The 25,849-nt window shown below is 49.2% G+C and carries 26 protein-coding genes and 1 other annotated feature; of the genes, 2 read left to right on the top strand and 24 right to left on the bottom strand.

The window, feature by feature from the left end:
• Nucleotides 1-7: 7 nt before the first annotated feature.
• The 24 genes from D1831_RS01615 to D1831_RS01500 form a co-directional block, all read right to left on the bottom strand.
• Nucleotides 8-1,360, bottom strand: coding sequence for a TrkH family potassium uptake protein (locus D1831_RS01615; protein WP_179950278.1), 1,353 nt, complete (start codon nucleotides 1,358-1,360; stop codon nucleotides 8-10).
• 153 nt (nucleotides 1,361-1,513) lie between these two features.
• Nucleotides 1,514-2,752 (bottom strand): tRNA 2-thiouridine(34) synthase MnmA, encoded by a 1,239-nt coding sequence (gene mnmA, locus D1831_RS01610; RefSeq protein WP_318531877.1) that lies wholly within the window; start codon nucleotides 2,750-2,752, stop codon nucleotides 1,514-1,516.
• Between the two features lie 3 nt (nucleotides 2,753-2,755).
• The gene (locus D1831_RS01605) at nucleotides 2,756-3,097 is read right to left on the bottom strand and encodes a DUF1831 domain-containing protein (protein WP_125070993.1); all 342 of its coding nucleotides are present in this window, start codon (nucleotides 3,095-3,097) and stop codon (nucleotides 2,756-2,758) included.
• Nucleotides 3,098-3,116: 19 nt separating this feature from the next.
• Nucleotides 3,117-4,268 (bottom strand): cysteine desulfurase family protein, encoded by a 1,152-nt coding sequence (locus D1831_RS01600; RefSeq protein ID WP_125070991.1) that lies wholly within the window; start codon nucleotides 4,266-4,268, stop codon nucleotides 3,117-3,119.
• A 174-nt stretch (nucleotides 4,269-4,442) separates the two neighbouring features.
• Nucleotides 4,443-5,138, bottom strand: a complete 696-nt coding sequence (locus D1831_RS01595; protein ID WP_125070989.1) for a 5'-methylthioadenosine/adenosylhomocysteine nucleosidase — start codon at nucleotides 5,136-5,138, stop codon at nucleotides 4,443-4,445.
• Between the two features lie 17 nt (nucleotides 5,139-5,155).
• Nucleotides 5,156-5,395: a hypothetical protein gene (locus D1831_RS01590; RefSeq protein WP_125070987.1), complete on the bottom strand. Its 240-nt coding sequence runs from the start codon at nucleotides 5,393-5,395 to the stop codon at nucleotides 5,156-5,158.
• Nucleotides 5,395-5,949, bottom strand: coding sequence for an NUDIX hydrolase (locus D1831_RS01585; protein WP_125070986.1), 555 nt, complete (start codon nucleotides 5,947-5,949; stop codon nucleotides 5,395-5,397). The genes D1831_RS01590 and D1831_RS01585 overlap by 1 nt, the downstream gene beginning before the upstream one ends.
• Nucleotides 5,950-6,108: 159 nt before the next feature.
• Complete coding sequence (gene dapF, locus D1831_RS01580; protein WP_125070984.1) at nucleotides 6,109-7,110, bottom strand: diaminopimelate epimerase; 1,002 nt, start codon at nucleotides 7,108-7,110, stop codon at nucleotides 6,109-6,111.
• 244 nt (nucleotides 7,111-7,354) lie between these two features.
• Nucleotides 7,355-10,153 (bottom strand): isoleucine--tRNA ligase, encoded by a 2,799-nt coding sequence (gene ileS, locus D1831_RS01575; protein ID WP_125070982.1) that lies wholly within the window; start codon nucleotides 10,151-10,153, stop codon nucleotides 7,355-7,357.
• Nucleotides 10,154-10,220: 67 nt separating this feature from the next.
• Nucleotides 10,221-10,433: a binding site (T-box leader), on the bottom strand.
• Between the two features lie 15 nt (nucleotides 10,434-10,448).
• Nucleotides 10,449-11,150, bottom strand: a complete 702-nt coding sequence (locus D1831_RS01570) for a DivIVA domain-containing protein (protein ID WP_125070980.1) — start codon at nucleotides 11,148-11,150, stop codon at nucleotides 10,449-10,451.
• 19 nt (nucleotides 11,151-11,169) lie between these two features.
• A complete protein-coding gene (locus D1831_RS01565; RefSeq protein ID WP_125070978.1) occupies nucleotides 11,170-11,955 on the bottom strand; it encodes a YlmH family RNA-binding protein in 786 nt (261 codons plus the stop codon).
• 22 nt (nucleotides 11,956-11,977) lie between these two features.
• Entirely contained in the window at nucleotides 11,978-12,241 is a 264-nt protein-coding gene (locus tag D1831_RS01560; RefSeq protein ID WP_125071085.1) for a YggT family protein, read from the bottom strand.
• 12 nt (nucleotides 12,242-12,253) lie between these two features.
• On the bottom strand, nucleotides 12,254-12,685 hold the full coding sequence (locus tag D1831_RS01555) for a cell division protein SepF (protein WP_125070976.1): 432 nt from the start codon (nucleotides 12,683-12,685) through the stop codon (nucleotides 12,254-12,256).
• A gap of 24 nt (nucleotides 12,686-12,709) precedes the next feature.
• Entirely contained in the window at nucleotides 12,710-14,011 is a 1,302-nt protein-coding gene (gene ftsZ / locus D1831_RS01550) for a cell division protein FtsZ (RefSeq protein ID WP_125070974.1), read from the bottom strand.
• Nucleotides 14,012-14,039: 28 nt separating this feature from the next.
• Nucleotides 14,040-15,386 carry a cell division protein FtsA gene (gene ftsA, locus D1831_RS01545; protein WP_125070973.1) on the bottom strand — a complete coding sequence of 449 codons (1,347 nt, stop codon included), beginning with the start codon at nucleotides 15,384-15,386 and terminating at the stop codon, nucleotides 14,040-14,042.
• A 132-nt stretch (nucleotides 15,387-15,518) separates the two neighbouring features.
• A complete protein-coding gene (locus tag D1831_RS01540; RefSeq protein WP_125070971.1) occupies nucleotides 15,519-16,385 on the bottom strand; it encodes a cell division protein FtsQ/DivIB in 867 nt (288 codons plus the stop codon).
• Nucleotides 16,386-16,418: 33 nt separating this feature from the next.
• Nucleotides 16,419-17,510 (bottom strand): undecaprenyldiphospho-muramoylpentapeptide beta-N-acetylglucosaminyltransferase, encoded by a 1,092-nt coding sequence (gene murG / locus D1831_RS01535; protein ID WP_125070969.1) that lies wholly within the window; start codon nucleotides 17,508-17,510, stop codon nucleotides 16,419-16,421.
• The gene (murD, locus tag D1831_RS01530; protein WP_125070967.1) at nucleotides 17,510-18,889 is read right to left on the bottom strand and encodes a UDP-N-acetylmuramoyl-L-alanine--D-glutamate ligase; all 1,380 of its coding nucleotides are present in this window, start codon (nucleotides 18,887-18,889) and stop codon (nucleotides 17,510-17,512) included. The genes murG and murD overlap by 1 nt, the downstream gene beginning before the upstream one ends.
• A 126-nt stretch (nucleotides 18,890-19,015) precedes the next feature.
• Nucleotides 19,016-19,981 carry a phospho-N-acetylmuramoyl-pentapeptide-transferase gene (gene mraY / locus D1831_RS01525; RefSeq protein ID WP_125070965.1) on the bottom strand — a complete coding sequence of 322 codons (966 nt, stop codon included), beginning with the start codon at nucleotides 19,979-19,981 and terminating at the stop codon, nucleotides 19,016-19,018.
• A 29-nt stretch (nucleotides 19,982-20,010) separates the two neighbouring features.
• Nucleotides 20,011-22,152: a penicillin-binding transpeptidase domain-containing protein gene (locus tag D1831_RS01520; protein ID WP_125070963.1), complete on the bottom strand. Its 2,142-nt coding sequence runs from the start codon at nucleotides 22,150-22,152 to the stop codon at nucleotides 20,011-20,013.
• Nucleotides 22,149-22,532, bottom strand: coding sequence for a cell division protein FtsL (gene ftsL, locus D1831_RS01515; RefSeq protein WP_125070961.1), 384 nt, complete (start codon nucleotides 22,530-22,532; stop codon nucleotides 22,149-22,151). Before ftsL ends, D1831_RS01520 begins: the two co-directional genes overlap by 4 nt.
• 32 nt (nucleotides 22,533-22,564) lie before the next feature.
• Nucleotides 22,565-23,521, bottom strand: a complete 957-nt coding sequence (gene rsmH / locus D1831_RS01510; protein ID WP_125070959.1) for a 16S rRNA (cytosine(1402)-N(4))-methyltransferase RsmH — start codon at nucleotides 23,519-23,521, stop codon at nucleotides 22,565-22,567.
• 33 nt (nucleotides 23,522-23,554) lie between these two features.
• A complete protein-coding gene (gene mraZ / locus D1831_RS01505) occupies nucleotides 23,555-23,980 on the bottom strand; it encodes a division/cell wall cluster transcriptional repressor MraZ (protein WP_125071083.1) in 426 nt (141 codons plus the stop codon).
• A 182-nt stretch (nucleotides 23,981-24,162) separates the two neighbouring features.
• Nucleotides 24,163-24,528, bottom strand: coding sequence for a DUF3397 domain-containing protein (locus D1831_RS01500; protein ID WP_125070958.1), 366 nt, complete (start codon nucleotides 24,526-24,528; stop codon nucleotides 24,163-24,165).
• 107 nt (nucleotides 24,529-24,635) lie between these two features.
• On the opposite strand from D1831_RS01500, the gene D1831_RS01495 reads away from it, so the two are divergent.
• Nucleotides 24,636-25,592, top strand: coding sequence for a magnesium transporter CorA family protein (locus D1831_RS01495; protein ID WP_125070956.1), 957 nt, complete (start codon nucleotides 24,636-24,638; stop codon nucleotides 25,590-25,592).
• A 75-nt stretch (nucleotides 25,593-25,667) separates the two neighbouring features.
• Nucleotides 25,668-25,787 carry a DUF4044 domain-containing protein gene (locus D1831_RS01490; RefSeq protein ID WP_125070954.1) on the top strand — a complete coding sequence of 40 codons (120 nt, stop codon included), beginning with the start codon at nucleotides 25,668-25,670 and terminating at the stop codon, nucleotides 25,785-25,787.
• Nucleotides 25,788-25,849: the final 62 nt, after the last annotated feature.

Below are 25,849 nucleotides of genomic sequence, written 5' to 3'. Positions count from 1 at the left end.
AATTCTCCTAACCTATCAAAATATTTTCAACCGGATACCGAATCTGGTTGACCTTCGCCTGGCGCTTCGTTAGTGCGTACAGTGAAGTAAAGATCCCAACCCGGCCAATAAACATCAACAACATGATGACCAATTTCCCAATCACGGTCAGGTGAGGCGTTAACCCGAGGCTCAACCCCACGGTTCCAAAGGCCGACAACACTTCAAACAGGACGTATTCCAACCCAAAGCCGTGCGGAATCTTTTCAGTCTGGGTCAAAATCAGCGTGGCGATGGTAATAACGATACTGGCCAAAAAGATCAGTAACAGTGCCCGGCTGATATTTTCCTGACTAAAGCGCCGGTGACTAAACTCAACGTCTTGCCGTCCCCGTAACTGCGCAATGCTTTGAAACATCAGGATACCAAAAGTGGTCGTCTTGATCCCACCAGCGGTTGAACCGGGAGTCCCCCCAACGAACATGAGAATCATGATCACGAACAAACTCCCAGCTTGTAGCTCTCCCGTCGGCATGGTAATTAGTCCGGCGGTCCGGGGCGTCACGCTCAAAAACAGGGTATTGATCGTCCGGGTAAACCACGACGTGTTCGTCGGCAACAGTTTTAAGTCCCGTTCCGTGACTAGCAGTAAGAAGAAGCCAATCACAAATAAACTGAGGGTCGTCAAAAGGGTCAGTTTAGAGTTGAGTGTCAGCCGTTTGCGTTCGTGGTACAACAGCAAGTCCCGCCAAACGAGAAAGCCCAGTCCCCCCGCGACGATTAAAATCATGGTCACAATTAGCACGTAGCTGTCGTTTCGGAAACCGAGCAAACTATCACCAAAAACGTCAAACCCCGCGTTACAAAACGACATCACGGCGTGGTACATCGCGGTGTACAGTCCGCGAATCCAGCCGTAGCGTGGAATGAAGTCCAACGCTAATAGGCCCATCCCGCCAACTTGAAATAAGAGCGACAAACCGATCACGTACTTCATGACACTCTTCGTATCACTCAGATTTTCTAAATTTAGGGAGGCTTTGACCATTAACTGCGTTGAAAGCCCAATTTGCCGACGCATGATGTTAAACAGCAGCACCGCAAACGTCATGTAACCCAACGCCCCAATTTCGGACAAGCCTAAAATGACCAGCTGACCAAACGGGGTCCAGTGAGCCGCGGTGTTGACGACTGTCAGTCCCGTAATGCAGGTGGCTGACGTGGCGGTAAATAAAACGTTGATCAAGCTGGTCGCATGACCAGACGCGGTCGCCCACGGCAGGCTCAGTAACAAACTTCCCACCGTAATTAACGCTAGAAAGCCGGCAACCATCTTTTTGGACAACGTATCAAAAAATTTAATGTGTCTTAATCGGTTCATTTTTATCCATCCTATTGCTATACTTCCCCTAGCTTAAGCAACTCCGCGTGGAAAATCAAGGTTGAAATCACCGAACCGTCGCGGCGTCATCAAAAAGGAGTTGTAACCGGCACCAACGTCCCGATTACAACTCCGCATTTTCAAATTAAGTTATTAAACGTACTGTAACACGCGCTCGTCATTGTACGCCGCGTCGATCATCCCGGAACCGAGGCACTCTTCACCACGGTAGAAGACAACCGCCTGCCCGGGCGTAATCGCCCGCACCGGATCATCAAAAGTTACTTTAACGGCGGTGTGGTCCTCGTTAAAGTGGACCGTTACCCCGGAGTCCTTCTGGCGGTAACGGAACTTAGCAGTGACGTGGAAATCGTTGCCAAGGTCTTCGTTCGTCACAAAGTGCAAGTCGGAAGCTTCCAGGTAAGTCGCGTACAGGTGCGGGTTATGGTACCCCTTACCGACGTAGAGGATGTTCTTCTTCAAATCTTTGCCGACCACGAACCACGGCTCGTTATCCTCACCGTCGCCTCCAATACCAAGGCCGCGCCGCTGACCGATCGTGTAGTACATCAATCCAGCGTGCTCACCTTTAACTTGGCCGTCAAAGGTCATCATTTTACCCGGTGTTGCGGGTAGGTAGTGACCTAAGAATTCTTTGAAGTTCTTTTCGCCGATGAAGCAGATCCCCACGGAATCCTTCTTCTTAGCCGTGGCTAACCCGGCGTTCAACGCTAACTTACGCACATCGGGCTTAACCATCTCACCCAGTGGGAACATGACCTTTTCCAAGGTCTTGGAATCCAACTGACTCAGGAAATAAGTTTGGTCCTTGTTGCTGTCGACACCGCGAAGCAGGTGCATCGTGCCGTCCTCATCGTGTGAGAGCCGCGCGTAGTGCCCGGTTGCAATGTAATCGGCCCCGAGGTCCATGGCGTAGTCTAAGAACGCCTTAAACTTAATTTCTTTATTGCAGATTACGTCGGGGTTCGGGGTTCGGCCCTTCTTGTATTCGTCTAAGAAATACGTGAAGACCCGGTCCCAATACTCCTTCTCAAAGTTAATTGAGTAGTACGGAATCCCAATCTTGTCCGCCACTTTGGCGACGTCTTTGTAATCTTCGGTTGCGGTACAAACACCGTTTTCATCGGTATCGTCCCAGTTCTTCATAAAGACGCCCACCACGTCGTAACCCTGCTGCTTTAAAAGCAGTGCCACGACGGATGAATCAACACCACCACTCATGCCGACAACGACACGGGTGTTACTGTGATCAGTCATACTTTTCACCATCATTTCCAAAAGATTCTGGAGAATCCACGATTTGAAGGTCGTACAAATCCAGTACTTCCCATTATAACAAAGAAAACGCCGGCTGCAAGCCAGGCGTTTCATTGGTTACTTTTCAACTAGGACGTCGCGGTCAATAAAGTTCTGCAAGGTAAACCGTAACTGTTCGACCGTTTCCGGGTGGGCGTCATTTTTAAAGATATTGGCCCGCTGCATCCCGTTACCGGTCACGGTACTCATTTTAAAACCCGTTAGATCCGCGTTGACCGCCACTTTTAGTTTAAAAGCGGCCTGATAAGGTGAGTTAGGATCGAGTGACCGTTCAAAACTGAACGCCCCCGAGCGGCCCTTCACAAACCCTAAGTCCATTAAAGTGTATTTTTTAACGGCTTTACTCAATTCATACGTTTTCGTATCCCCGTCAAGTTTAACTGTTGCGGTGTATGCCATACCCCGCACCTCCCTTAACTTATTTCTTCAATAGTCGGTTGACCGTCTTAGTCAAAACGGCAACGAACTGGTCCAAATCTTCCTGGGTCGTGTAGCGCCCAAAGCTCAGTCGAATCGACTCCCCAATTCGGGGCGAGTCCTTACCGAACATCGCAATCAACACGTGGGACGGTTCCAGGCTTCCCGCGGTACATGCCGACCCACCGGAAACGGCCACACCACCTAAGTCCAAATTAGTTTGCAACGTGTAGGTCGAAATTCCCTTGATCCAAAGGTTGAGCACGTGTTGTAAGTTATCTTCACTAAGTGAGCCGTTAACTTCAAAGTCCACACCGTTTTTGGTCAACTGATCCACCACGTACTGTTTAAACTGGTGGTACTTTGCTTGGCGGTGCGCCTTTTCTTCGGTCGTCAGTTCCGAAACTGCTTGCGCAAAACCGGCGATGGCCGGAATATTTTCGGTCCCGGCGCGCCGCTTATCTTCCTGTTCGCCGCCCTTAACAAAACTTGGGAAGTTGATCCCGTTACGCTTGTATAAAAAGCCTAGGAATTTTGGGCCGTTGATTTTGTGCGCGGAAGTCGACAACATGTCGATGTGGTCCCGTTCCACGTCAATGTCGAGCAAACCGTAAGCCTGAACGGCGTCGGTATGGAACCACGCCTGGTGGTCTTTCAACAGTTCTCCGATTTCGTGAATCGGCATGTGGGAGCCAACTTCATTATTACCAGTCATAACGGAAACTAAAATGGTATCGGGCCGCAGTGCGGCTTTTAGGTCCGCCATACTGATCAACCCGTTTTGATCAACCGGCAAGTAGGTGATTTCAAAGCCCTGCTTTGCCAAAAAGGCGGTTGATTTTAGAATTGCTTGGTGTTCAATGGCGGTGGTGATAATGTGTTTACCCAGGCTTTGACGCGCTAGGGCCGTCTGCATGACGGCGGTGTTATCACTCTCGGTCCCACCACTGGTGAAAATAATATCGTCATCCGGCGCATTAATGCTTTGCGCAATCACGTGCCGACTATCGTCCAACACTTCCCGGGCTGCGCGCCCGAACGCGTGGGTACTCGACGCGTTCCCAAAGTTATTGGTCATCTGATCGGTCATCGTCTGAATGACGGACGCCGCCATCGGAGTCGTTGCGGCGTTATCCAGGTACACTCGCTTCATTACAATACTTCCTTCTAAAAAAATAAACTTTACTTATTTTACATTTAACTCACAAATAACATCAAAAAGCCTTATCCGCTAATTAATTTGCAAGGACTACCACCACTTCAATGGTAGTAAACCCTCAGTATTATTCATCAACGTCAGTAGCATAAACGGCTGTAAAATTCACTACTATTTATTTTGGGCCTTAAACAGTGCTAATAACATGGCGGCGGATTGTTTTCCCGCTTGAAGAATGAATTCGTCAAAGGTTACCCCAGCGTCTTCGTCACCAACGTCGGACATCGCCCGAATCACCACGTACGGCGTATTGAATTGGTGCGCGGCTTGGCCGATGCCGGCCCCTTCCATTTCACTCGAAAGTGCGTCCGGGAAGTGGGCCAAAATTTTGTCCGTGGCGGCCTTACCGGCGATGAACTGGTCACCGGAAACAATCAAGCCGGTTTTGGCATTTAGACCAGTGGCTCGGGCCGCTGCCATGATTTCCTTGACCCAGTGGGCGTCGGTATCATAGTACAACGGTTGCTGTGGTAACTGGCCATATTCGTAATCAAACGCGGTGGCGTCAACGTCGTGGTAGGCCGTTTTCGTGGCAACGACCACGTCGCCAACCGATAAGCCGGCCCCAATCCCACCAGCGGAACCGGAGTTGATCACGACGTCGACGTCAAAGTTGGTGATCATTAACGCGGTCGTCATCCCCGCCTGGACCTTACCAATCCCGGATTGAACCAGCACGACTTCCTGATCGTCGATGGTCCCATCGTAAAAGGTGATGTCTTTAATCGCGACGACCTTTTCACCTTGTAAGGCCTCCCGTAACGTTTTCAGTTCTTCTTCCATTGCACAAATAATGCCAAATTTCATGTCTACATCCTACTTTCCTATGGGGTAAAAAATAATATTAAAAAGACCACGATGATGGCCAGCACCAAACCTAAAATAACCCAGTTCAGTTTCCGAGCTAGACGTTTGGTCTTCGCTTCTTCCAGTGCCCGGTTATTTTCGGCCGCGTACGCTTGGCGCGACGCCGCCGAATCACCCGGTTGTTCATCCACGTCCGGATCAGTCGCTGCCCGGCGTTGATGATATTGTTGGCGGGTCATTCGATCTTCATCTGCCACTAAGCTTCAACTCCTAACTCGGGATGACTTTGCCAGTACCAAATTGCCATGACCGTTTTAGCGTCCTGAATCGTTCCGGCCGTCACCCGCCGTAACGCCGTTGGCAAGTCTAGATATTCTAGTTGAATCTGCTCATCGGCGTCCTGGGGCAGGGCCGTTTGGACGGCACTTAACCCCGTCGCAACGTAAAGTTTCATGAATTCATCGGTAAAACCGGGTGACGTGTAAAACTGGGCCACGCTAGTCAGCTTGGTTGCTTGTAGCCGGGTCTCCTCGTTTAATTCACGCACCGCGGCGGCGTCCATGGTTTCACCAGCTTCGACTTTTCCCGCCGGAATCTCCAGCGTCAGCCCGTTTGTCGCCGTCCGCCACTGTTTTTCAAGGATCATTTGTTGATCAGCCGTCACCATCAGCACCGCAATGGCCGGCTGATGGCGCACGATTTCACGCGTGGCCGTGGTTTGGTCCGGTAACGTGACTTCCTGCTTTTCGACCTGGACTAAGCCTCCCTGAAAAACCGTTTGGCGACTTTGGACCCGTTCTTCAAAATTCATGCCCAGAACCCCTTTCCGAAGTGTGCTTTCTCAATAAGGATACCGATTTTTTCCACCGATTGCAATTTTCAGTCCGGTTACCAGGACAAATTATGGCAATTTTAACGAACAAGTCCGCAAAAAAGGGATGGAACTCACGCCCCATCCCTCAGTTCAAAACTATTTAGCGGTTGTTAAGGACTTTACAAAATTTTCATAAGCCGTCTGTTCACCGGTTTCCGTCGCGGTGGCCGCGCTGTAATCAGCCGTTAAGGCGGATTCAACGGGCAGCGTCACGATGCGAACAAAGGTGGCATTGCCAATTAATTCCATCCAGTATTCTTCGTCGGCTCCTTGGTGGACAACGGTTTTAACCATCCCACCGGGGTTCGTAACGTGAATTTCTTGGTTGAAGTCGGTACTTTCTTGGTGTAACAACACGTACATCAAAGAAGAAGCGGACATGGCCGTCCCACAGGCGTTAGTAAAGCCTACGCCCCGTTCAAAGGTGCGGACAAAAATCGAATTTTTTTCTAAAACTTCGACAAAACTAACGTTCACCCCGTCTGGGAAAATGGCATTCTTGCCGTCGTTCATCCACTTTCCAATTCGCCCAAGCTCGGGACCCACTAGCGTTTCGTGGTCAACAAACGCAATGAGGTGCGGATTCGGTACGGCGACTGCGGAAAACTTCAAGTCGGCAGACAGCGCTGGAATTTTTTCGTTAATAATCGTTGCCGCTTCGTTATTGGCGTGCATACCAATCGTTTGGGCGTCAAACGATACCGGCGAAATTTCAACGCTAAACGCTGGCACGTGCTTAGCAAAGTCGTCAACGGCTTGGACTTTCAAGTCGGCGTACATCGTTTGAACTTTGAACGCGTCCTGACTATTCTGGGTACCCAGGTAACGGGCGACCGTTCGCAACCCGTTACCGCACATGCTCGCTTCGGTACCATCGGCGTTGATGACCCGCATCCGACCAAGTACTTGGGGATGTTCGGATTTGTCAACGACTAACACGCCATCGGCACCGTCGTATAACCCGGCACCGTCCCGTTTACAAATGTTAATTGCAAGCTGCTTTAAATCCGCATCAGATAACGGTTCTGGAAATTGAGTTTGATCCAATAAATAAAAATCATTACCGGAACCGTGGACCTTGATCATTTTCACTGCCATCAGCATCCTATCTTTATATATTCACTAATTTTACTACTCCATTATCATACTTATTTTTTCATGAAAATTCAATTACCAAGAACCCAAACCCCAAAAGGATTGGGTCCAAACGCAAAAACGCGTAAATCACTCCCAAAATTTCAGAGCAATTTACGCGCTTAACTTGCGTCACAGTATGACAACGGCTGCTAAAAATTCATTTGCGAGTACGGACCCGCAGCACGTTTGCCGCCCATACGTAGTTTTAAGCTTCCAAACCAGTTTCCACTGATTCAGGGTAGTTATCGCGAACAATTTGGGCACAGCGCGCACACAGTTGTGGGTACGCGTTGTCGCTGCCAACGTCGGTCTTGATCATCCGGCAACGGGCACAAACTTCCCCGTCCGCGTGACTGACCTTGATGGCCACACTGTCGCTAAACGTTTCGGCGTCGCTCGGCGCATCGCTTAACGCGTGCAGGTCTAAAGCCGAAACCATTAACATTTGACGGACGTTGGTGTTCAAACTATCCAGGAAGGCTTGGGTTTCATCGTCAACGTATAAGTCTAAATGAGCTTCCAAGGATTTACCGATCAACTTAGCGTCCCGGGCTTCTTCCAACGCCTTCAAAACGTCACTCCGCAAGTCCATGAATTTGGTCCACTGGGTGGTTAATTCATCGGCGTTCGCGTAGTTTTGAACGGTTGGCATGTCGGTCAATTGAACGAATTCTTCCGGTTCCTTCAAGAACGGCCAAATTTCTTCAGTCGTATGTGGCAACATCGGTGTAAACAGTTTTGTCAACGCCACTAAGACGTCGTAGAAGACCGTTTGCATCGAACGCCGGGAATGACTGTCTTCGGCATCAATGTACATAATGTCCTTGGCAATGTCCAAGTAGAAGTTGGATAAATCGACCGTTAAGAAGTTGATCAACTTCTTGTAGATGTCCAAGAAGTCGTAGTGGTCGTAATGATCCTTCGTTTCCGCCACGAACTGGTTTAAACGAACTTCCATGTACTGGTCAACCGCGGCTAAGTCAGCGTAAGCGACCCGGTTTTCCTTAGGATCAAAGTCGGCCACGTTACCTAACATAAAGCGCACGGTGTTGCGGAACTTCTTGTAGGAGTCGGCAACTTGCTTAAAGCTTTCCATGGAGACCCGCACGTCGGAGCTGGTATCAACGGAAGCGACCCATAAGCGAACGATTTCGGCCCCCATTTGTTTGATTACGTCGATTGGGGCAATTGTGTTGCCGAGTGATTTACTCATCTTACGTCCCTGGTTATCCAAGGTAAAGCCTTGTGACAGCACCTGTTTGTAAGGCGCGTGCCCCGAAACGGCTACGCTGGTGATCAAACTGGAGTTAAACCAACCCCGGTACTGGTCAGAACCTTCCAAGTACAGGTCGGCCGGATAGTCCAGGTACGGCCGTTCAGCTAAGACCCCTTGGTGGGACGAACCGGAGTCAAACCAAACGTCCATGATGTCTTCTTCCTTGGTGAACTTACCGTGAGGCGAATGTTCATTGGTGTAACCGTCGGGCAATAAGTCCTTGGCTTCACGTTCAAACCAAACGTTGGAACCGTACTTACCGATCAGTTCAGCCACGTGGTTGATGGTGTCCTGATCCATAATGGCCGTTCCGTCCTCCGCGTAGAAGATCGGTAGCGGCACACCCCAGACCCGTTGCCGTGAAATGACCCAGTCACCCCGGTCACGAATCATGTTGTACAGACGCTTCTTACCCCATTCCGGGAAGAACTGCACGTCGTCCATGGACTTCAAGATCTCGTCACGCATGTCACCAACCGAAGCAAACCACTGCGGCGTTGCCCGGAAGATGATTGGCTTCTTGGTCCGCCAATCAAACGGATAACTATGTTCGTACGGCATGTAGTCTAAGAGCAGACCCGCCGCCTTTAATTTATCTAAGGCAATCTTATTGGCGTCATCGTAGAAGACCCCGGCAAAGTCAGCGCCGGCTTCTTTCGTCAAATACCCCTTATTATCAACCGGTGCAAAAACGGGCAAGTCGTATTTCATCCCGATGCGGTAGTCATCTTCCCCGTAACCAGGCGCAGTATGCACTAACCCGGTCCCGGAGTCCAAGGTGACGAAATCACCGAGCATCGTGACTAACTTACGGTCCGCGTCGAACGGGTGTTGGCAAATGACGCGGTCTAAATCGGCCCCTTTAACGGTCTTCAAGACCTTAACGTCTTGCCAACCGAACCGTTCAGCATTCTCATCAACTAATTCAGCGGCCAGAACGTACTTCTTCGCGTCGCCAGCGGGTTGAACCACGGCGTAGTCGAACCCGGCGTCGACGGTGATCCCTTCGGAAGCGGGAATCGTCCACGGCGTGGTGGTCCAAACAACCATGTAAGTATCATCGTCTAAGACGCCCTTACCGTCGATAACCTTTTCACCGTAAAAAGCGGAAGGTGACGTTACGTCGTGGTATTCAACTTCGGCTTCGGCCAGAGCGGATTCAGATGACCATGACCAGTAAACCGGTTTTTTACCACGGTAGATCAGGTGACGTTTGGCAAAGGCACCAAAGACCCGGATCTGGGCAGCTTCAAATTCTGGTTTTAAAGTCAAGTACGGGTTATCCCATTCACCAGCGACCCCTAAACGTTTGAATTCGTCACGTTGACGGTCCACTTGCTTTAAGGCGTATTCGCGGCAAAGTTCGCGGAATTCGTTGGTCGACATTTTCTTACGGTCGTACCCGGCCTGCTTTAATTTTTGTTCAATTGGTAAACCGTGCGTATCCCAACCGGGAACGTACGGTGCCCGAAAACCATTCATGGACTTGTAACGAACGATAAAGTCCTTGGTGATCTTATTCAGGGCGTGGCCCATGTGAATATCACCGTTTGCGTAAGGAGGGCCATCGTGTAAAATAAAGCTCGGCTTACCTTCATTCAATTTTTGCCGTTGTTCGTAGACCTTGTTTTCGGCCCAAACGGCTTGACGTTCGACTTCTTTAACTGGTAAATTACCACGCATCTTAAACTTGGTTTTACCGAGGTTCAGCGTATCTTTAACGCGCATTTGATCACTCCTTAAATATTTTTACCCAATCAATTTTAGCAATTAGGACACAAAAAAACTTCGTCCGGCAAGGGACGAAGTTATCGTGGTACCACCCAATTTTAGAATTGTTTAGATTCTCTCTTAGCATGGTTAACGGTCATGAACCGGCCACCCCTACTAGTTTCAGGGTGACATTCAGAGATGATCTGCAACTAAGCGGGGGACGGTCGCCTTTCCATTACCGGCAACTCTCTGCACGTATCACGAAGTTGTTTGCTGTTCTCTTCAAAAATTTAATTAATCTACCAAACGATTAGGCTTGATTATTGTCATCATCGTCTGGGAAAATAACCACCGTTTGTTGTTGGGCTTGATCGCCCCCGTCGGCAACCGGTGTTTCACCACTGTCTGCTTCGGTAATTTCAACGGTTGCTTCTGAGTTTACACTCGCATTGCTCCCGTTGTCAAGGTTATCTTCCTTTAAAACGTGTTGAATTTCGGTATAATCCGCCGTATTGGTTTCGCTTAATAATTGATCCCAATCCTTGCTCTTAACCACTTCTAACTGCGACTCTAGCATGACTTGGAGGCGTTGCCGGAAGACCCTGGTTTGCTTCTTCAAATCGTCAGTTTCAACGGATAAGCGCTTAGCCTTTTGGGAGGCTTCGTCGATCATCTGGTTCGATTTATCCGTTGCTTCACTTACAATGTCTGAAGCTTGCTTTTGGGCTTCACGGGTAATGATGTCGGCTTCCTTCTTTGAATTCGTCTTAACCTTGTCCGCAGCTTCCTGTGCAACTAAGATCGACTGGTTCAAAGAATCCTTCAATTCGTTGAAGTATTTCAGCTTACCTTCACTAGCGTCTAAACGTTCCTGGAGGTCCTTATTCTGTTTTAAGGTAATTTGGTAATCTTTAATGATCTGCTCAAGAAAATCATTTACCTCGTCAATATTGTAACCACGAAGCTTCGTGGAAAACTCTTTGTTATGAATGTCATCAGGACTTAACACCATGCTAAATTTCCTCCAATATCTATTTACTATGAATAATATTTAACGTTATTCGCAACCGCGCCTTCTTGGTTTCGCCACCGATTTCTGCTAACCGAACCCGCCCGTAGTGGGTCACACTGAGCATGTCCAGCAACGCTAACTCGTAATCGGCTTTCGGTAAATCCGCCCAGTTTAAGCGCACCTTGGCCCCTTCAATCAGTTCCTTAGCGTGGTGCCGTGAAAGGTTAAAGGCGGCCTTGATCACACTATCCGCTCGTAAAGAACTCACGGTCGTGGTGACCGATTCCCAATCATCCTCAGGAATCAAGGCACTGGTTAGCGGCACGGCCGTCAGGTGGACCTTCGTTTTGCCAAAATGGTCAATTTGGTCATTAAAATACTGGGCCATCTCATTTTCGCAGAAGAATTGCCACTCGTTGCCGTCCGAAACGATGTCGCCAAACACGTCACGTTCCACCCCGGAGTTTGCCAAGGTACCCAGAATTTGACCGTGTTTCAAAGTCGCAAACTTCACCGGGTAAACCACGTTGAACAACGTAATTTGAAAGTCACTTTCTTCGGGTTGGTAATAGCTGGGGTAAAATAAGAGCCGTTGCAATTCCGCACCCGGGTATCCACCAAACGCCCGCATCCGGACATCGTCTAACTGGTTGACCATCGTCTGAGCAATGTACACCTGACGTGGATTTAAAAACGCAGTCAAAATTGGTCGGTACTGATCAGCCGCTTGTCGCAGCCAACTAGTCACTTGTTCAATAAATGGGGCCTCACTATCGCGAAAATGCTGCTTTAGATTTTCATTCACGATACTATCCTCGTTACTTCATTTAATATAATCCGAGCATTTGTAACAGGTAAAACAAGCCAGTTTCAGCAAGCTGTAGGACTAATAACGCAATAATTGGTGAAAAGTCCAACCCCGCAATGGCGGGAATGAACCGCCGAAAAATACTCAAAAACGGTTCACAGATTCGGCCCAAGAAGCGCCCGATTCCCGTGTTATAGGCTCCAGGGAACCACGACATCAGGATAAAGACCACGATTGCTAGTTGGTAAAGCTGAAACAACCTGCTAATGATGTTGATTAACAGTACGCTCACTCCTTATAAACTGTTGGGGTTAAATTGACTAGTGGTACTTCCAGAAACTTCATAGTTTTCCGGAATGCATAGAAAAATTTCGTCCCCGATTCGTTCGATCTCTCCGTTAATGGCAAAAACCGTTCCGGTTAGAAAATCAACGATGCGCCGTGCCATTTGATCATCAACGTGGTCAAAGTTCACGATTACCGCTTGGTTTTTTAATAGTTGACTCGCAATTTCCTTCACATCCGAATAAATCTTCGGTTCAAACAACGCAATTTTACTGTTCACCGACTTGCCACCTTGCATGGGTACGACTTTTGGCGCGGTCCGGGTGTTGGCTGCTTGATGGTTTGACGTCTGGGGTGCCGCCTGCGTAGGCTGAACCGGCTGATCGTCAAACTGATCGTCACCGACGCCAAAGAAATTACTAAAACTAAATCTTCCGGCCATCTGCAATCGCTCCCTTCAGTGTCCTTACTTGCGCCGCCGTTTAAAGAACGGTGGCGTGTCTAATGAATCGCCGTTGTCGTCACTATTATTGCTGTCATCGGCCTGACCATTGTCGTTAAACACGTCAAAGTCGGTTTTTTCAACGTTTTGAAATTCAGAATTGTTATTATTAACGGGCCGTGAGCTGCTTGGTTCGCGCCGGATATCCCAGTTGCCAAACGGATCGTTATTGTTGGCGGAAGCTTGGCTCTGATTCATATTCACAGCGTCACTGGCGGGTTGTTGGTCGTTATTATTGGCAAACATGCCACCACGTTGTTGGCTGGCTTCACTCCGACTCGTGGTCGTGCCCATCTGTAATTCTTTTTGCTTCTGGTCGATCCCGGTTGCAATCACGGTAACCCGAACTTCGTCACCCAGGCTTTCGTCAATCGAAGTCCCAAAGATAATGTTAACGTCGGTCGTCGCGGCTTGCGAAACAATGTCGGAAGCGGCTTGGGCTTCGTAAAGCGACATGTCGGGACCACCGGTAATGTTGAGCAAGACTTGTTCGGCACCGTCAATGGAAACTTCCAGTAATGGTGAGGAGATGGCCTGCTTAGTGGCGTCGGCCGTCCGGTTTTCACCACTAGCGGAACCAATTCCCATCAGCGCGGAACCTTGGTTTTGCATGACGGTTTTAACGTCGGCAAAGTCCAAGTTAACGTAACCAGGTGACGTAATTAAGTCCGAGATCCCTTGGACCCCTTGACGTAACACGTTGTCGGCTTCTTGGAAAGCCTCCATCATTGGCGTCTTCTTATCAACAATTTCTAGCAACCGGTTATTGGCAATGACGATCAACGTATCAACGTTGTCCTTCATTTGCGCAATGCCTTCCGCTGCGTTCCGCGCCCGCTTCGGTCCTTCAAACGTAAACGGCCGGGTCACAACACCCACCGTTAATGCGCCAGAATCCTTAGCAATTTTTGCGACGACCGGAGCAGCACCGTTACCGGTCCCACCGCCCATTCCGGCGGTGACAAAGACCATGTCGGCCCCTTGTAAAGCTTCCGTTAAGGCTTCTTCACTTTCCTGGGCGGCCTTTGAGCCAACGTCCGGATTGGACCCGGCACCGAGGCCCCGGGTCAATTTTGGTCCTAATTGAATCTTAGTTTCGGCGTTTGAAGTTTGTAAGGCTTGAACGTCGGTATTGGCGACGATGAATTCGACACCTTTCACGTCTTCGGCAATCATCCGGTTAACGGCGTTACCACCACCGCCACCCACACCGATGACTTTAATATTTGCCCCTGAATTTTGGGTTGAATCTAAAGAAAATTCCATAATTTTTCCTCCGTCATTCCTATCCTAATTAATCGAAAAAGTGGTTGAAGAAACCCTTAACCCGTTCAAAGGCGCCCTTTCGATCTGGATCGTCCTGTTTTTGTTCAGGCTGTTGTTTGGTTGTTGGGGTCGCTTTAGGTGCACTCGTCCGGGGTGCACTGGCAACTGGATCGACCGTTTCTGAAAAGTCGAGTGCCACGCTAGCACGGGTATCACCAGTTAACGCGCTCTTAACGAGTAACGCCACTTCACTTAAGGCCGCTTGATATTTGATGACTGCTAACGCTTCATCAAACGACGGATGTCTTAAGCCCATCTGGTTTGGCGTAAAGACCCGCACGCGCGTTCCAAACAGTTTGCTGGCTAGTTCCGTGATCCCCGGAATAGCCGCAACACCACCAGTTAAAACAATGCCGCCCGGTAACTCCAGCGCCCGGATCTCGTCCAAGTGCTGCTTTACCTTGCCAAAAATCTGGTCGAGGCGGGCCTCAATGATTTCTGCTAAGTATTGCTCGCTAATCTGGGTGGGGGTACTTTGACCCACCACGTCGACTGGAAAGGCTTCATCATCGGCGGCTTGCTGAGCATCGGCATTACCGTAATCCCGTTTAAGTTTTTCCGCGTTTTCAATCGAAGTATTCAGTACGACCGAGATATCCTTAGTGATATACTGGCCGCCCTCTTGATCAACATAAGTATACTTTAACTGGTGATCGTGGATGACCGCCGCGGTTGTTTGGCCGCCACCCATGTCAATAATAATGGAACCAAAGTCCTGTTCACCATCGTTCAACACCAGTGAACTTAAAGCCAACGGTGCAATGACGATCTGTTCGATCTGCAACCCGGCTTTTTCAATTGCCTTGCGGGTGTTATGAATGATGGTCTTAGGGCCCGTGAAGAGGGTCCCGTGCATTTCCAAGCGCACGCCGACCATCCCACGGGGATCTTTGATCCCGTCAAAGCCGTCAACGACGAATTCGTCCGGAATCACGTCCAACACCTCACGCTCCGGTGGCAAGCTTTGAACTAATGCCGCCGCCGCGACGTTTTGAACATCTTCGTTATTAATTTCTTTGGACTCGTCAGCTACCGCGATCATGCCGCGGCAACGTTCAATTTTTACCAGGTTAGCGGGAACCCCCGCAATCACCTTTTTTATTTCGATACTTGCTTTTTCTTCAGCTTGGCGTACTGCGGATTGAATCGCACTGGCGGCCTTGTCAATATCAACAATCACGCCACGACTTAAACCATTAGAACGTTCGCTACCCACACCAATAACGTTCATTTGTCCCTTTACACGTTCAGCAACAATGACTTTTATTGAGGTGGTTCCTATATCAAGTCCGACATAAATTCCTGAATTATCCATAATAGAGGAACCTCCTAGTACTTTACATAAATATAAATATTTAAGGTTTTAACTACATACCCAGTTAACCCCTAGTTTACCATATCCTAAGCGCTTTTAAAAAGGGCACATTCGCCATTCTTAGAGAATCTTCTAGTTCTTAAACGGCGTTGAATACGCCCCGACCTCCAAGTTAATAATTCCCTTGGTTTTCATCTTCGCCACGATCCCCGGATAATACGTCATCTTGCTGGCAAACGTGGTGATGGTTGCGTACACTTCGTTACCGTCGTTCATGTATAAGTGCACGCGTTCAGGGTTGCCCTTCGTCGGTGAAAATTTGATTTCTGAGATGGCGTGTTTGACCGCCGACGGTAGCTTGGCGTACTGGGCAATCATTTTTTCCAACCGCTGACCACTTTTAAAGTTCGCGTAGATTGGTGAGCCCCCACCGGGTTGCGAATAACTGGCTTTTAAGATCAACCCGTTTTCGAGTACCCGCTGGTAATGGTTACCGTTAACCAAGTAGCCGGCAATGCGAATCTCGTGAACTTTGATATGGACCGCGTTTAAACCGACCAACTTAGTCGTGACCCGCCCAATTTGGGGATTTTGCCGCTTGGCCGCGCGACTAATGCGCTGATCATGACCAACAACGGCCCAAACCGAGACCCCCGGTTGAATCCGCGTGGCCCGGGTCACCTGTTTCCGGGTCAAACGGTCCGTACCGGTAATGGTCACTTTTTGAACGTGACTCAGCGGGGAAATGAAGTAGCCTGCAATCAAGATTCCAATCAGAAACATACTGATCAACAATGTCGCTCGTTTAGCGACTAACCGCCGCCGTTGCGTCTTTAGCTTGGGCAACTTGTCACCGATGCGAATCCGTTTACCCAACCAGCTGAAGTGCCGGCGCTTAGATTCCGCATCATTGGCCTCGGCACGGCGCTGATAGCGCTCCCAAGGGGTTAGTTGTTCCGGCCGTTTACCGTCCTGGGGCGATTTTTTAAAGAAGGCCATCGCACTCACCCTTTCATTTAGACGTCCACCGCCCTACTTAATCACGGTTTCTAACACGTTGAGCAGTTGGTCCGCGGCGTCTGGCATACCAAGTTTTTTCGCGTTTTTCGCCATGTCGTCACGCCGACTAGCACTTAACATTAACCCGTCAACTGCCTTGAGTAGACTCGTCGCCGTTAGATCCGCTTCCTTAACTAGTTCCGCCGCACCGGCGTTCACTAGGCTCTGCGCGTTCTTAGTTTGATGATCGTTCGTCACGTACGGACTTGGTACTAGGATCGACGGGATTCCCAGTGCGGTGATTTCGGCAATACTCGTGGCACCGGCCCGCCCTAAAATAACGGCAATCTCAGGTAAAATGGCCGGCATATTTTTAATGTACGGTTCAATCTTAACATTGGGCGCTAAGGCTGTCGTTTTAAGACTATCCATAATTTTGTCGTAGTGCACCTGACCGGTCACGAAGAGCGTCTGGTACGCCCGCTTATTTAACTCGGGGACCGCGGAAGCCGTTGCGGCGTTGATCCGGGCCGCCCCCCGACTACCACCAAAGATCAAGACGGTGGGCACGTCGTCTTTTAACCCAAACGCCTTTAACGCGCCGGTCTTTTGAATATTAGCCACCTGTTGTGCACGGGGATTCCCCGTCATCACCACTTTCTTTTCCGGAAACTGTGAACGGGCACTTTCAAACGAAATTGCAATTTTATCCACGAAGTGACTCAAAAACTTGTTGGTCACCCCGACCACCGAGTTTTGTTCGTGGATCACCGTTGGGATGTGCATTTGGCTGGCCGCAAACACGACCGCACCACTGACGTACCCCCCGGTCCCAACCACGACGTCCGGTTTAAAGGCCTTAATGTACTTACGCGCAGTCACCACACTCTTCAAGAACAGGTAAACCGTCTTGAAATTTTGTAGCGACAGCGAACGCTTGAAGCCCTGGATCTTGATGGTCTTAAAATCGATTCCCCGTTCGGGAACGATGCGGCTTTCAAGACCACGGTGGGTCCCAACGTAGAGGACTTCGGCGTGCTTATCGTGAGCCTTCAAAGCGTCAATCAGGGCAAGTGCCGGGTAAATATGGCCCCCGGTACCGCCACCAGAAATCATTAGTCGCATTAGTTTTCTTCCGCCTTTCCAGTTAATTTTTCAATCGCCTTAATGTAGCGGTCACCCCGGACTTCAAAGTTCGGGTACTGATCCCAGCTCGCACAGGCCGGTGACAAAATGATAATGTCACCCGGATCACTGCGTTTCCAAGCGATTGGAACCGCCGTCTCACAATTTTCGGTAAATTCAATGTCTTGAATGCCCGCAAGTTTACCGGCATCGGCCACTTTTTGTGCCGTTTCACCAAAGACGATCAGCGTCTTCACGTGGTCCTTTAAGGCCGGAGCCATCTTTTCAAAGGTGTTCCCACGGTCCAAGCCCCCGGCTAACAAAACGACCGGTTGATCAAAACCCTTCAAAGCCATTTCGGTTGAGACGAGGTTGGTGGCCTTGGAATCGTTGTAGAATTGGCGTCCCTCGTAAGTTTCCACGTACTGTGTCCGGTGGCGAACCCCGGAGAAGGTCTTTAGAACTTGGACGATGCCCTTAGTGGATACGCCCTGTAATTTGGCAACAACGATGGCTGCCAGGGCGTTTTCAACGTTGTGGTCGCCGGGGATCTTAATGTCCTTAGCATCCATAATGTATTCGTCCTTGAAGTAGAGTTTACCCGCTTCTTCGTAGGCACCGGCCTTGCTATTACCTTGCCGGGAGAACGGCACCACTTGCGCCTTGGATTGCTGACTGAGTTCCCGCCATTCCTGACTATCCCAGTTAATGACGAAGTAGTCGTCCGCGGTTTGATTCATCGTGATCCGCATTTTGGCCTTAACGTAATTGGCCCGGTTACCGTGCCAGTCCAAGTGGGTCGAGTAAATGTTAGTGATCACGGCAATGTGCGGGTGCAACTGGTCGATTCCGCATAGCATGAAGCTGGAAAGCTCTGTCACCATCGTATCGCGCTTCTGGGCCTTTTGGGCAACGGCGGATGCCGGTACCCCAATGTTTCCAGCAACGTAGGCCTTGCCCGCGTCTGCACGCTGGTTCAACATCATGGTAATCAAAGTTGTGGTGGTCGTTTTGCCGTTGGTCCCGGTGACGCCAATTAGCTCGCCTTCGAGGATCTGTGAAGCCAATTCCACTTCGGTGATGACCGGAATGTGTTTCTTAATGGCACCGCTGACGATTGGGTTAGAATACGGAATTCCCGGGTTCTTAACGACGACCTTAAAATCTTCATCGAGCAAGGAGAGCGGGTGCCCCCCCGTAATTACCTTGATACCTTCACTCAATAATTCCTGTGCGTCCGGATTATTGTCAAAGTCCTTCTTGTCATTCACAGTGACGAACGCGCCCAACTTATGCAGCAAGCGCGCGGCATTGACCCCACTTTTTGCGAGTCCTAAGACCAATACTTTTTGGTTCCGATACTGTTCAACCGACTTCATATACCAAGATCTCCCTAATTTATTGATAAATATACAATATAGTTATTTTAATATGCGATGCACTAAATGCCAATAGGCGTATCACCGGTTTGTAAGTCCGCCATAGATACGCCTAAAAATTAACCATTAAATAATCGTTGCGACACTGATAATCGCGGCAACTAATCCGATTGACCAGAACACGATGTCAATCTTCCATTCACTCCAGCCCTTCATTTCGAAGTGGTGGTGAATCGGACTCATTAAGAAGATCCGTTTGCCGGTTAGTTTGAACGACGCCACTTGTAACATCACGGAGGCCGTTTCAATGACAAAGATGATTCCAATAATCAGTAGTGATAATTCGTGGTGCACCAGGATCGAAACCGCCGCTAAGGCACCCCCGAGGGCTAACGACCCCATATCACCCATGAAGATTTTAGCGGGTTTGTGGTTATAGACAAAGAACCCTAACAGCGAACCCACGACGGCGATACAGAATAACGCCACGTTAAACTGGTGTTGATACCACGCAATGATGGCGTAGGCGCCAAAGGCAATCGTCGCTTGACCAGCAACCAAGCCGTCCAAACCGTCGGTTAAATTGACGGCGTTGGAAAACCCAACTAGCCAAATAATCACAAAAACCATGTACCAAATTCCAAGTGACCAGTCACCGAGGCCCGGAATTCGGAGGCCCATCGGTAAGTGTTCATTTTGATAAACCAGGGTGAAAACAACCGCCCCTACAATCTGGCCCAGGAGTTTTTGCCAGGCCTTTAAGCCTTCATTTTGTTTCCGCCATAATTTAATGCTGTCGTCCCAAAAGCCAAGCGCCCCGTAGAGCACCAGGATAAACATTAAGATCCACGTGGTTGGTTGCATCAGGCCTTGCCAAAAACCAACCCACAACGTGGTAACGAGGATGGCAATAATGAATAATAGCCCCCCCATCGTTGGCGTCCCCGACTTTTTTTCGTGCCACTTCGGACCCTCTTCGCGAATCATTTGACCCTCTTTACGTGCGCGGAAATAACGAATTAAAGACGGCATTAACGCAAACACGATGATAAACCCGCTAATTAGGGTCGCTACCCAAGATAATAAACTCACAACAATTCTCCATTCTAAAACTTAGTTAACTACTTCAGTGTCACACTTAAACTTTCCTTAGCATCAATTGGGTTCCCAGCCGAAACGCTTTGCGCTTTGACGTACCCGGTACCGTTTGTCGCCAGCTTTAATCCGGTCAGATCAGCAAAATCCGCGACTTCACTGGCCGACCAGCCGGTCAGGTTCGGCATGTACATTTGACCGTTGGTAACTAAGACGACCCGTTGACCGCTTGAGAGAACGGTGCCGGAGGAAATCGACTGTTTAACGATGCGACTCCCTTTACCGACCACGACCGGTTTGACCCCGCTTTGTTTAGCAGCCTTTTCGGCGGCGGTGGTACTTTTACCCGTCAGGTCTTGCATTTTAACGGTCGCCGTCTTCGATTCACTGGCCTTTTGTTCTTCCAAGGCCCGTTGCATCACGGTCTTGAAAATCTCTGCCATGTCATCGGACGCGGAAGTGCCGTTTAAGGTGGGCTGTTTCATCGTAATGTACATAATATACTTCGGATTCTTAGCTGGTGCCATCCCAACAACGGAATAGAGGTACGAATCATCCCCAGTCTCGTAGGTACTCCCGTTACTAACTTGGGCCGTCCCGGTCTTAGCCGCAATCCGGTAACCACTGATCTTATACGCGGTCCCGGTCCCGTACGACTTGTACACGACGTCCTGCATGTGACTAAGGACCTGCGAGGCCGTTTTAGACGAAATCGGTTGCCCGACCACTTTGGGTTTAGCCCGATAAACGGTTTTATGGGTATTCGGATTCGTCACCTTCGACACAAAGTACGGTTGCAACATCTTGCCGTGATTGGCGATGGCAGTGAAGCCCCGTAACATTTGCATCGCGGTGATTTGAATTCCCTGCCCAAATGAAGTATCAGCCTGTTCAATCGGATAAGTAAACTGGATTGAACCGGTTTGTTCATTCGCTAAACCGCTATTCGTACTCGAACGGAGGCCGAACCGTTTAATATACTTTAACCAGGTTTTGGCACCCATGGTTTGTTCCAAGTGGGCCATGGCAACGTTACTAGACAACGCAAACCCCTTGGCATAAGTGATGTTACCCCAACCACTGGTGTTCCAATCCGGCACGACTTTATTATCAATTTTGTAAGTCCCGGTTGGAACGGTAACGTTAGCATTGTAATTACCGCTGTTGATTGCCGCCGCCATTGTAAAGACTTTCATCGTTGACCCGGGTTCGTAAGTGTCCTCTACCAGTAAGTTGCGCCACATTTTACTCAAACCACTCTTAGTCTGCGCGTTAAACGTCGGCCGTTGCGTCGTTGCTAAAATGGCCCCAGTTTTGGCATTCATCAGGGTGGCCGTCATCGTCTTGGGATTGACCTTGTCCGCGACCGCCGCCATCTTCGTTTCTAACAGCGTTTGTAACTTACTGTCAATAGTCGTATAGACGTTGTCGCCGTCTTTGACCTTTTTACCGCTAGTCACGCTGCCTTGGTAGCCACTCTTGGTCACCGTTTTACGACCATCCGTCCCGGACAGTTGCTTATTAAACGCTAATTCGATCCCCATTGAACCCGTTAAGCGGGTGGCCTCGGAATCCTTGACTGCCTTGGAACTCGTTAACCCGATTAAATGGGAAGCAAACGTTCCGTTGGGGTACAGCCGGGCTTCCGATTCAATGAAGTGCAGGCCGGAAACCTTTTGAGCCTGAATTTTCTCCTTAGTCGTCAGTGAAATATTTTTACCGGCCGTCCCAAATTCAATTTGGAACTTACCGGTTCCCTTTTGAAGGGTCGCCAACGCCTTTTTATAGCTGATTGGTAAATATTTAGACAGGACCTTGGCCACCGCCAGGTTATTTTTAACGTACAGGGCTTTACCGTTGGCGTCCTTTTGATTTTTCGCCATGATGGCGTAGATGGTGTACGTACTCGTATCTTCGGCGATTGGGTCACCGTTGGCCGTATAAATCGTCCCCCGCTTGGCGGTGATCGTCTGGTCAGTCGTGTAGAGCTTTTTGGTGGCACTGACTAAGTTGACCCCGTTTGCCCGGTGGGTTATCGCGATATACGAAAAACGAATGCTCAAAACACCAAATACGAGGATCGCTCCAAAAAATAGCCATTGGCCAAAGATTCTACGATTTTGTTTCGGTGACCGTTTCGAAGTCATTCGTTGTTTCTTATTATTCATTTGTAAACATTCCTTATGTTACCGTTGTTGAGCGATAAGCCGTACTTCTTGGCGACCTTGTTCAAGCGACTGCGACTCGAAAGTTCACTGATCTCTTGCGAGTGCGACGTGTTGCTAGCCTGCACCTTGGTCACCTTCGCTTGCACCGTCTGTAAGCGACTCTGCGAATTACCAATGGCAATGTTGGTCGAAACTAGAATAATTGCCAAACTGAAAACCACCAAACTAAACGTCACGCACAGGCATTTTTCAAACGCAGAAAATGGTACCCGCTGCGTTTTGATTGCCGGATTGGGGGTTACGACGGTTTTATGTACCGGGGTTGTTGTTGCACCAGGATGCTGCTTGGGCAGCTCCCGGGCCAATCCATTCTGGGCCATTTTGAATCACTCCTTATAAATCATTAATTTTATTAATTTTCAATGCGCAACCGCTCAATAGCACGCAATTTAGCGCTGCGGGCACGGCGGTTGGCTGCAACCTCCGCGTCACTTGGAACGATCGGTTTACGGTTCACCAACCGGTAATCCGGCTGCATTTCCGCGGGAATTACGGGCAGACCCGGTGGTAATTCGGGTAAGTCGCTGTGTTCTTTGAAAATCGTTTTAACTAACCGGTCTTCCAAGGACTGGAACGTGATTACGCTGACCCGGCCGTGGATTTTTATCAAATCCACCGCTTGTTCCAGTGACGTTTCCAACACACCCAATTCGTTATTGACCGCAATCCGGATGGCCTGAAAAACCCGCTTAGCCGGGTGGCCGCCAGTCCGCCGTGCGCGGGCCGGAATGGCTTCCTTAATTAGGTCAACTAATTCACCCGTCGTTTCGATGGGCTGCCGGTCACGTTCCCGTTCAATGGCCCGTGCGACTTGTTTCGAAAACTTTTCTTCACCGTAACGGTAGAAGATCCGAACAAGGTCGGCGTACGGCCAAGTATTGACCACCGTTTTGGCGGTCAGCACTTGGCTCTGATCCATGCGCATATCCAGCGGTGCATCGTGTTGATACGAAAAGCCCCGTGCGGCGTTATCAAATTGCGGGGATGACACCCCTAAGTCATAAACCACCCCGTCAACGCGAGTAATTCCCCGCGCGGCTAATTCGCTTTTTAAGTTTGCAAAGTTACTTTTAACAAACGTTAATTGTCCGCTTGCGAGGTACTCTGCCAAGTTCGTTTGGTTATAATCAATGGCCGTTTGGTCCTGATCAAAACTAAACAAGTGTCCGTTTGGTCCTAATTGCTTTAAGATCTCGCGGGAATGCCCACCCCCACCTAACGTACAATCCACGTAAATACCAGCGGGGTCAATCTTCAACGCCGCGACCGCTTCGTGCAGTAAGACGGTAGTATGTTCAAATTCTGCCACTGTTGCGCCCCCTTCCCATTAAATCCTTATGAATCAAAAATCAATCAAATTTTCAGCTAAATCGTCAAAGTTTTCGGCGGTTTCGGTTTCAAAGGTTTGCCACTGATCGGCACTCCAGATTTCAAACCGGTCCGACACCCCGACAATCACACATTGTTTTTCTAACTTTGCGTAATTCCGCAGGGTGGCGGGAATCATGACCCGACCCTGCTTATCCAGTTCACATTCGGCCGCCGCCGCGTAGAAGAAGCGGACAAACGCCCGGGCATCCTTCTTCGTCAACGGCAAGTCGTCAAGTTGGTCCTGCAAGGTTGACCAGCGCGCCTCCGGATAGCCAAAAATACAGCCGTCCATCCCGCGCGTGATCACAAAACGCTCCCCGAGCAGTTCCCGAAACTTGGCGGGGATGATTAACCGCCCCTTAGCGTCCAAGGCGTGTTTAAATTCACCAAAAAACATCTTGGACGGCACGGTCAGTCAACCCCTTTCATTAAACATAATTCAAGTCTACCACACCCCCCCACTTCCTACCACACCGTTTTGTTACTTTTCCAAATTGTTAACAAAATGTCAAAAAAAGCCCCACCTAGCGTTGATTTACTAGGTGGGGCTTAGTGGGGGCCAATTACTCATTGGACCCGTTATTTTAGTAATAGGTGGGTTATTAAGGCAACCAAATAAACGCAGATCGCCAGTAGGTCTATTAAACGCCAATACAGTTTAAAAAAGCGTTGGTAGATGATTTCACCCCGTTGAATAACCTCCATAATGGTTAACCCGATCCCTAAAATCATCATTGAAATGACTTCGTAGGGAACCAACGAACTTTCCGTTGCTTGCAGGGTTAAAAAATGGGTGAAAATGATTAAAAACGGGGGCCAAAAATCAATTAGCATTAAACCCCGGGGCCAAAATCGACGGGTGACCCGGCGCACGGCTAAAATAATTACTGAAACGGCCGCCAAAAAGCTAAGCTGGCCCGGCCAGATAGTCCACAACTGCTGCATCGTCTTTCCTCCAATTAGTGTCGGTTTTATTATAGGGATTCTGGCGCCGCTTTGCAATCGGTACCGCCAGCCCTATAATGGTAGGTAAACTTACGGAGGTGTTTTGTGTGCTGCAATACTTTTCCAGCGGGCCCCACGGCCTATTAACGGCTGCCAAGAATCCCCACCAACCATACTGGATCAACGTTGAACGTCCAAGTATTAACGAAATCAACCAGTTGACGCAACAGTTTAATTTCCCCCGGGACTACCTAACCGCCGTTTTAGACGATGCCGAAGTTTCCCGGACCGAACAACTCGACCAGCCGACCGCACAACAACCGGTACTGATCGTCATGCAGTACCCTAAACTGACCACCAGCGACCTCGGTTACCTGGAATACCAAGTCTACCCGTTCGCCCTAATTTTAACGGATCAAGTCGTTTTGACCATCAGCAATTACCCGACGAGCTTTATTCAGGACTTTGTGATGGATCCGGCGTCTTCCAAGTTAAGTCTGGATAGCCACGAAGACTTCGTTTTAGCCATTATGTGGTACATCGAACACGCATACGTCAGTGCCCTGGAACTGATCAACCGCCGCACCAACTTATTAGAACGGCACTTAAACCAGGCCACCCACAACGAAGAACTCTTCCGGATCATGGCGTACCAAAAATCGTTAATTCGCTTTGACGCGGCCCTCACCCAAAACGCGCCGGTCTTAACCGCGGTTGAATCATCGGCCACCCACTTTAACGCGCCCCACCACGCCGCCTTAACGACTGACATTCTGGTAGAGACCAAGCAAGCCGTCGACATGACGCGTACCAACAATCAGATCCTGCAACAGTATAGCCAAATGGTCAGTGCGGTGATCTCTAATAATTTAAACGACGTCATGAAGTTTTTAACTTCCCTAACAATGATCCTGACAATTCCAACCATCATTGGCGGCATTTACGGTATGAACGTTAAATTGCCCGGTGCCAGCGTCGTTCACGCCTTCACCTGGATCATGTTGGCAACGATTATTCTGTGTATTATCAGTATTGAGTATTTACGAAACCACGACTATTTTTAATAGTATTTGAAAAATAGTTGATTACACGTTAAACTATGAAAGAATTACTCAAAAAGTGTGGTGCAAACGAAAACAATGAAGAAAAAATCAACCTTCCAAAAAATCACGATGGTCATCGTGTGGTTAATGATCATTTCCACCGTTGGCTCACTAGTTTTAACCGCGTTGTCCGGACTCGGATTACTCACGTTTTAACCATTTAAACACCAAAAGTCGCTTACCCGCGTTAAATTGGGTAAGCGACTTTTTATTTTGAC

The sequence above is a fragment of the Lactiplantibacillus garii genome, from assembly GCF_003885105.1.
In the GTDB taxonomy this organism is placed as follows: domain Bacteria; phylum Bacillota; class Bacilli; order Lactobacillales; family Lactobacillaceae; genus Lactiplantibacillus; species Lactiplantibacillus garii.
The sequence above is the reverse complement of the archived record's forward strand: the minus strand, read 5'-3'. Positions and strand labels throughout refer to the sequence as shown.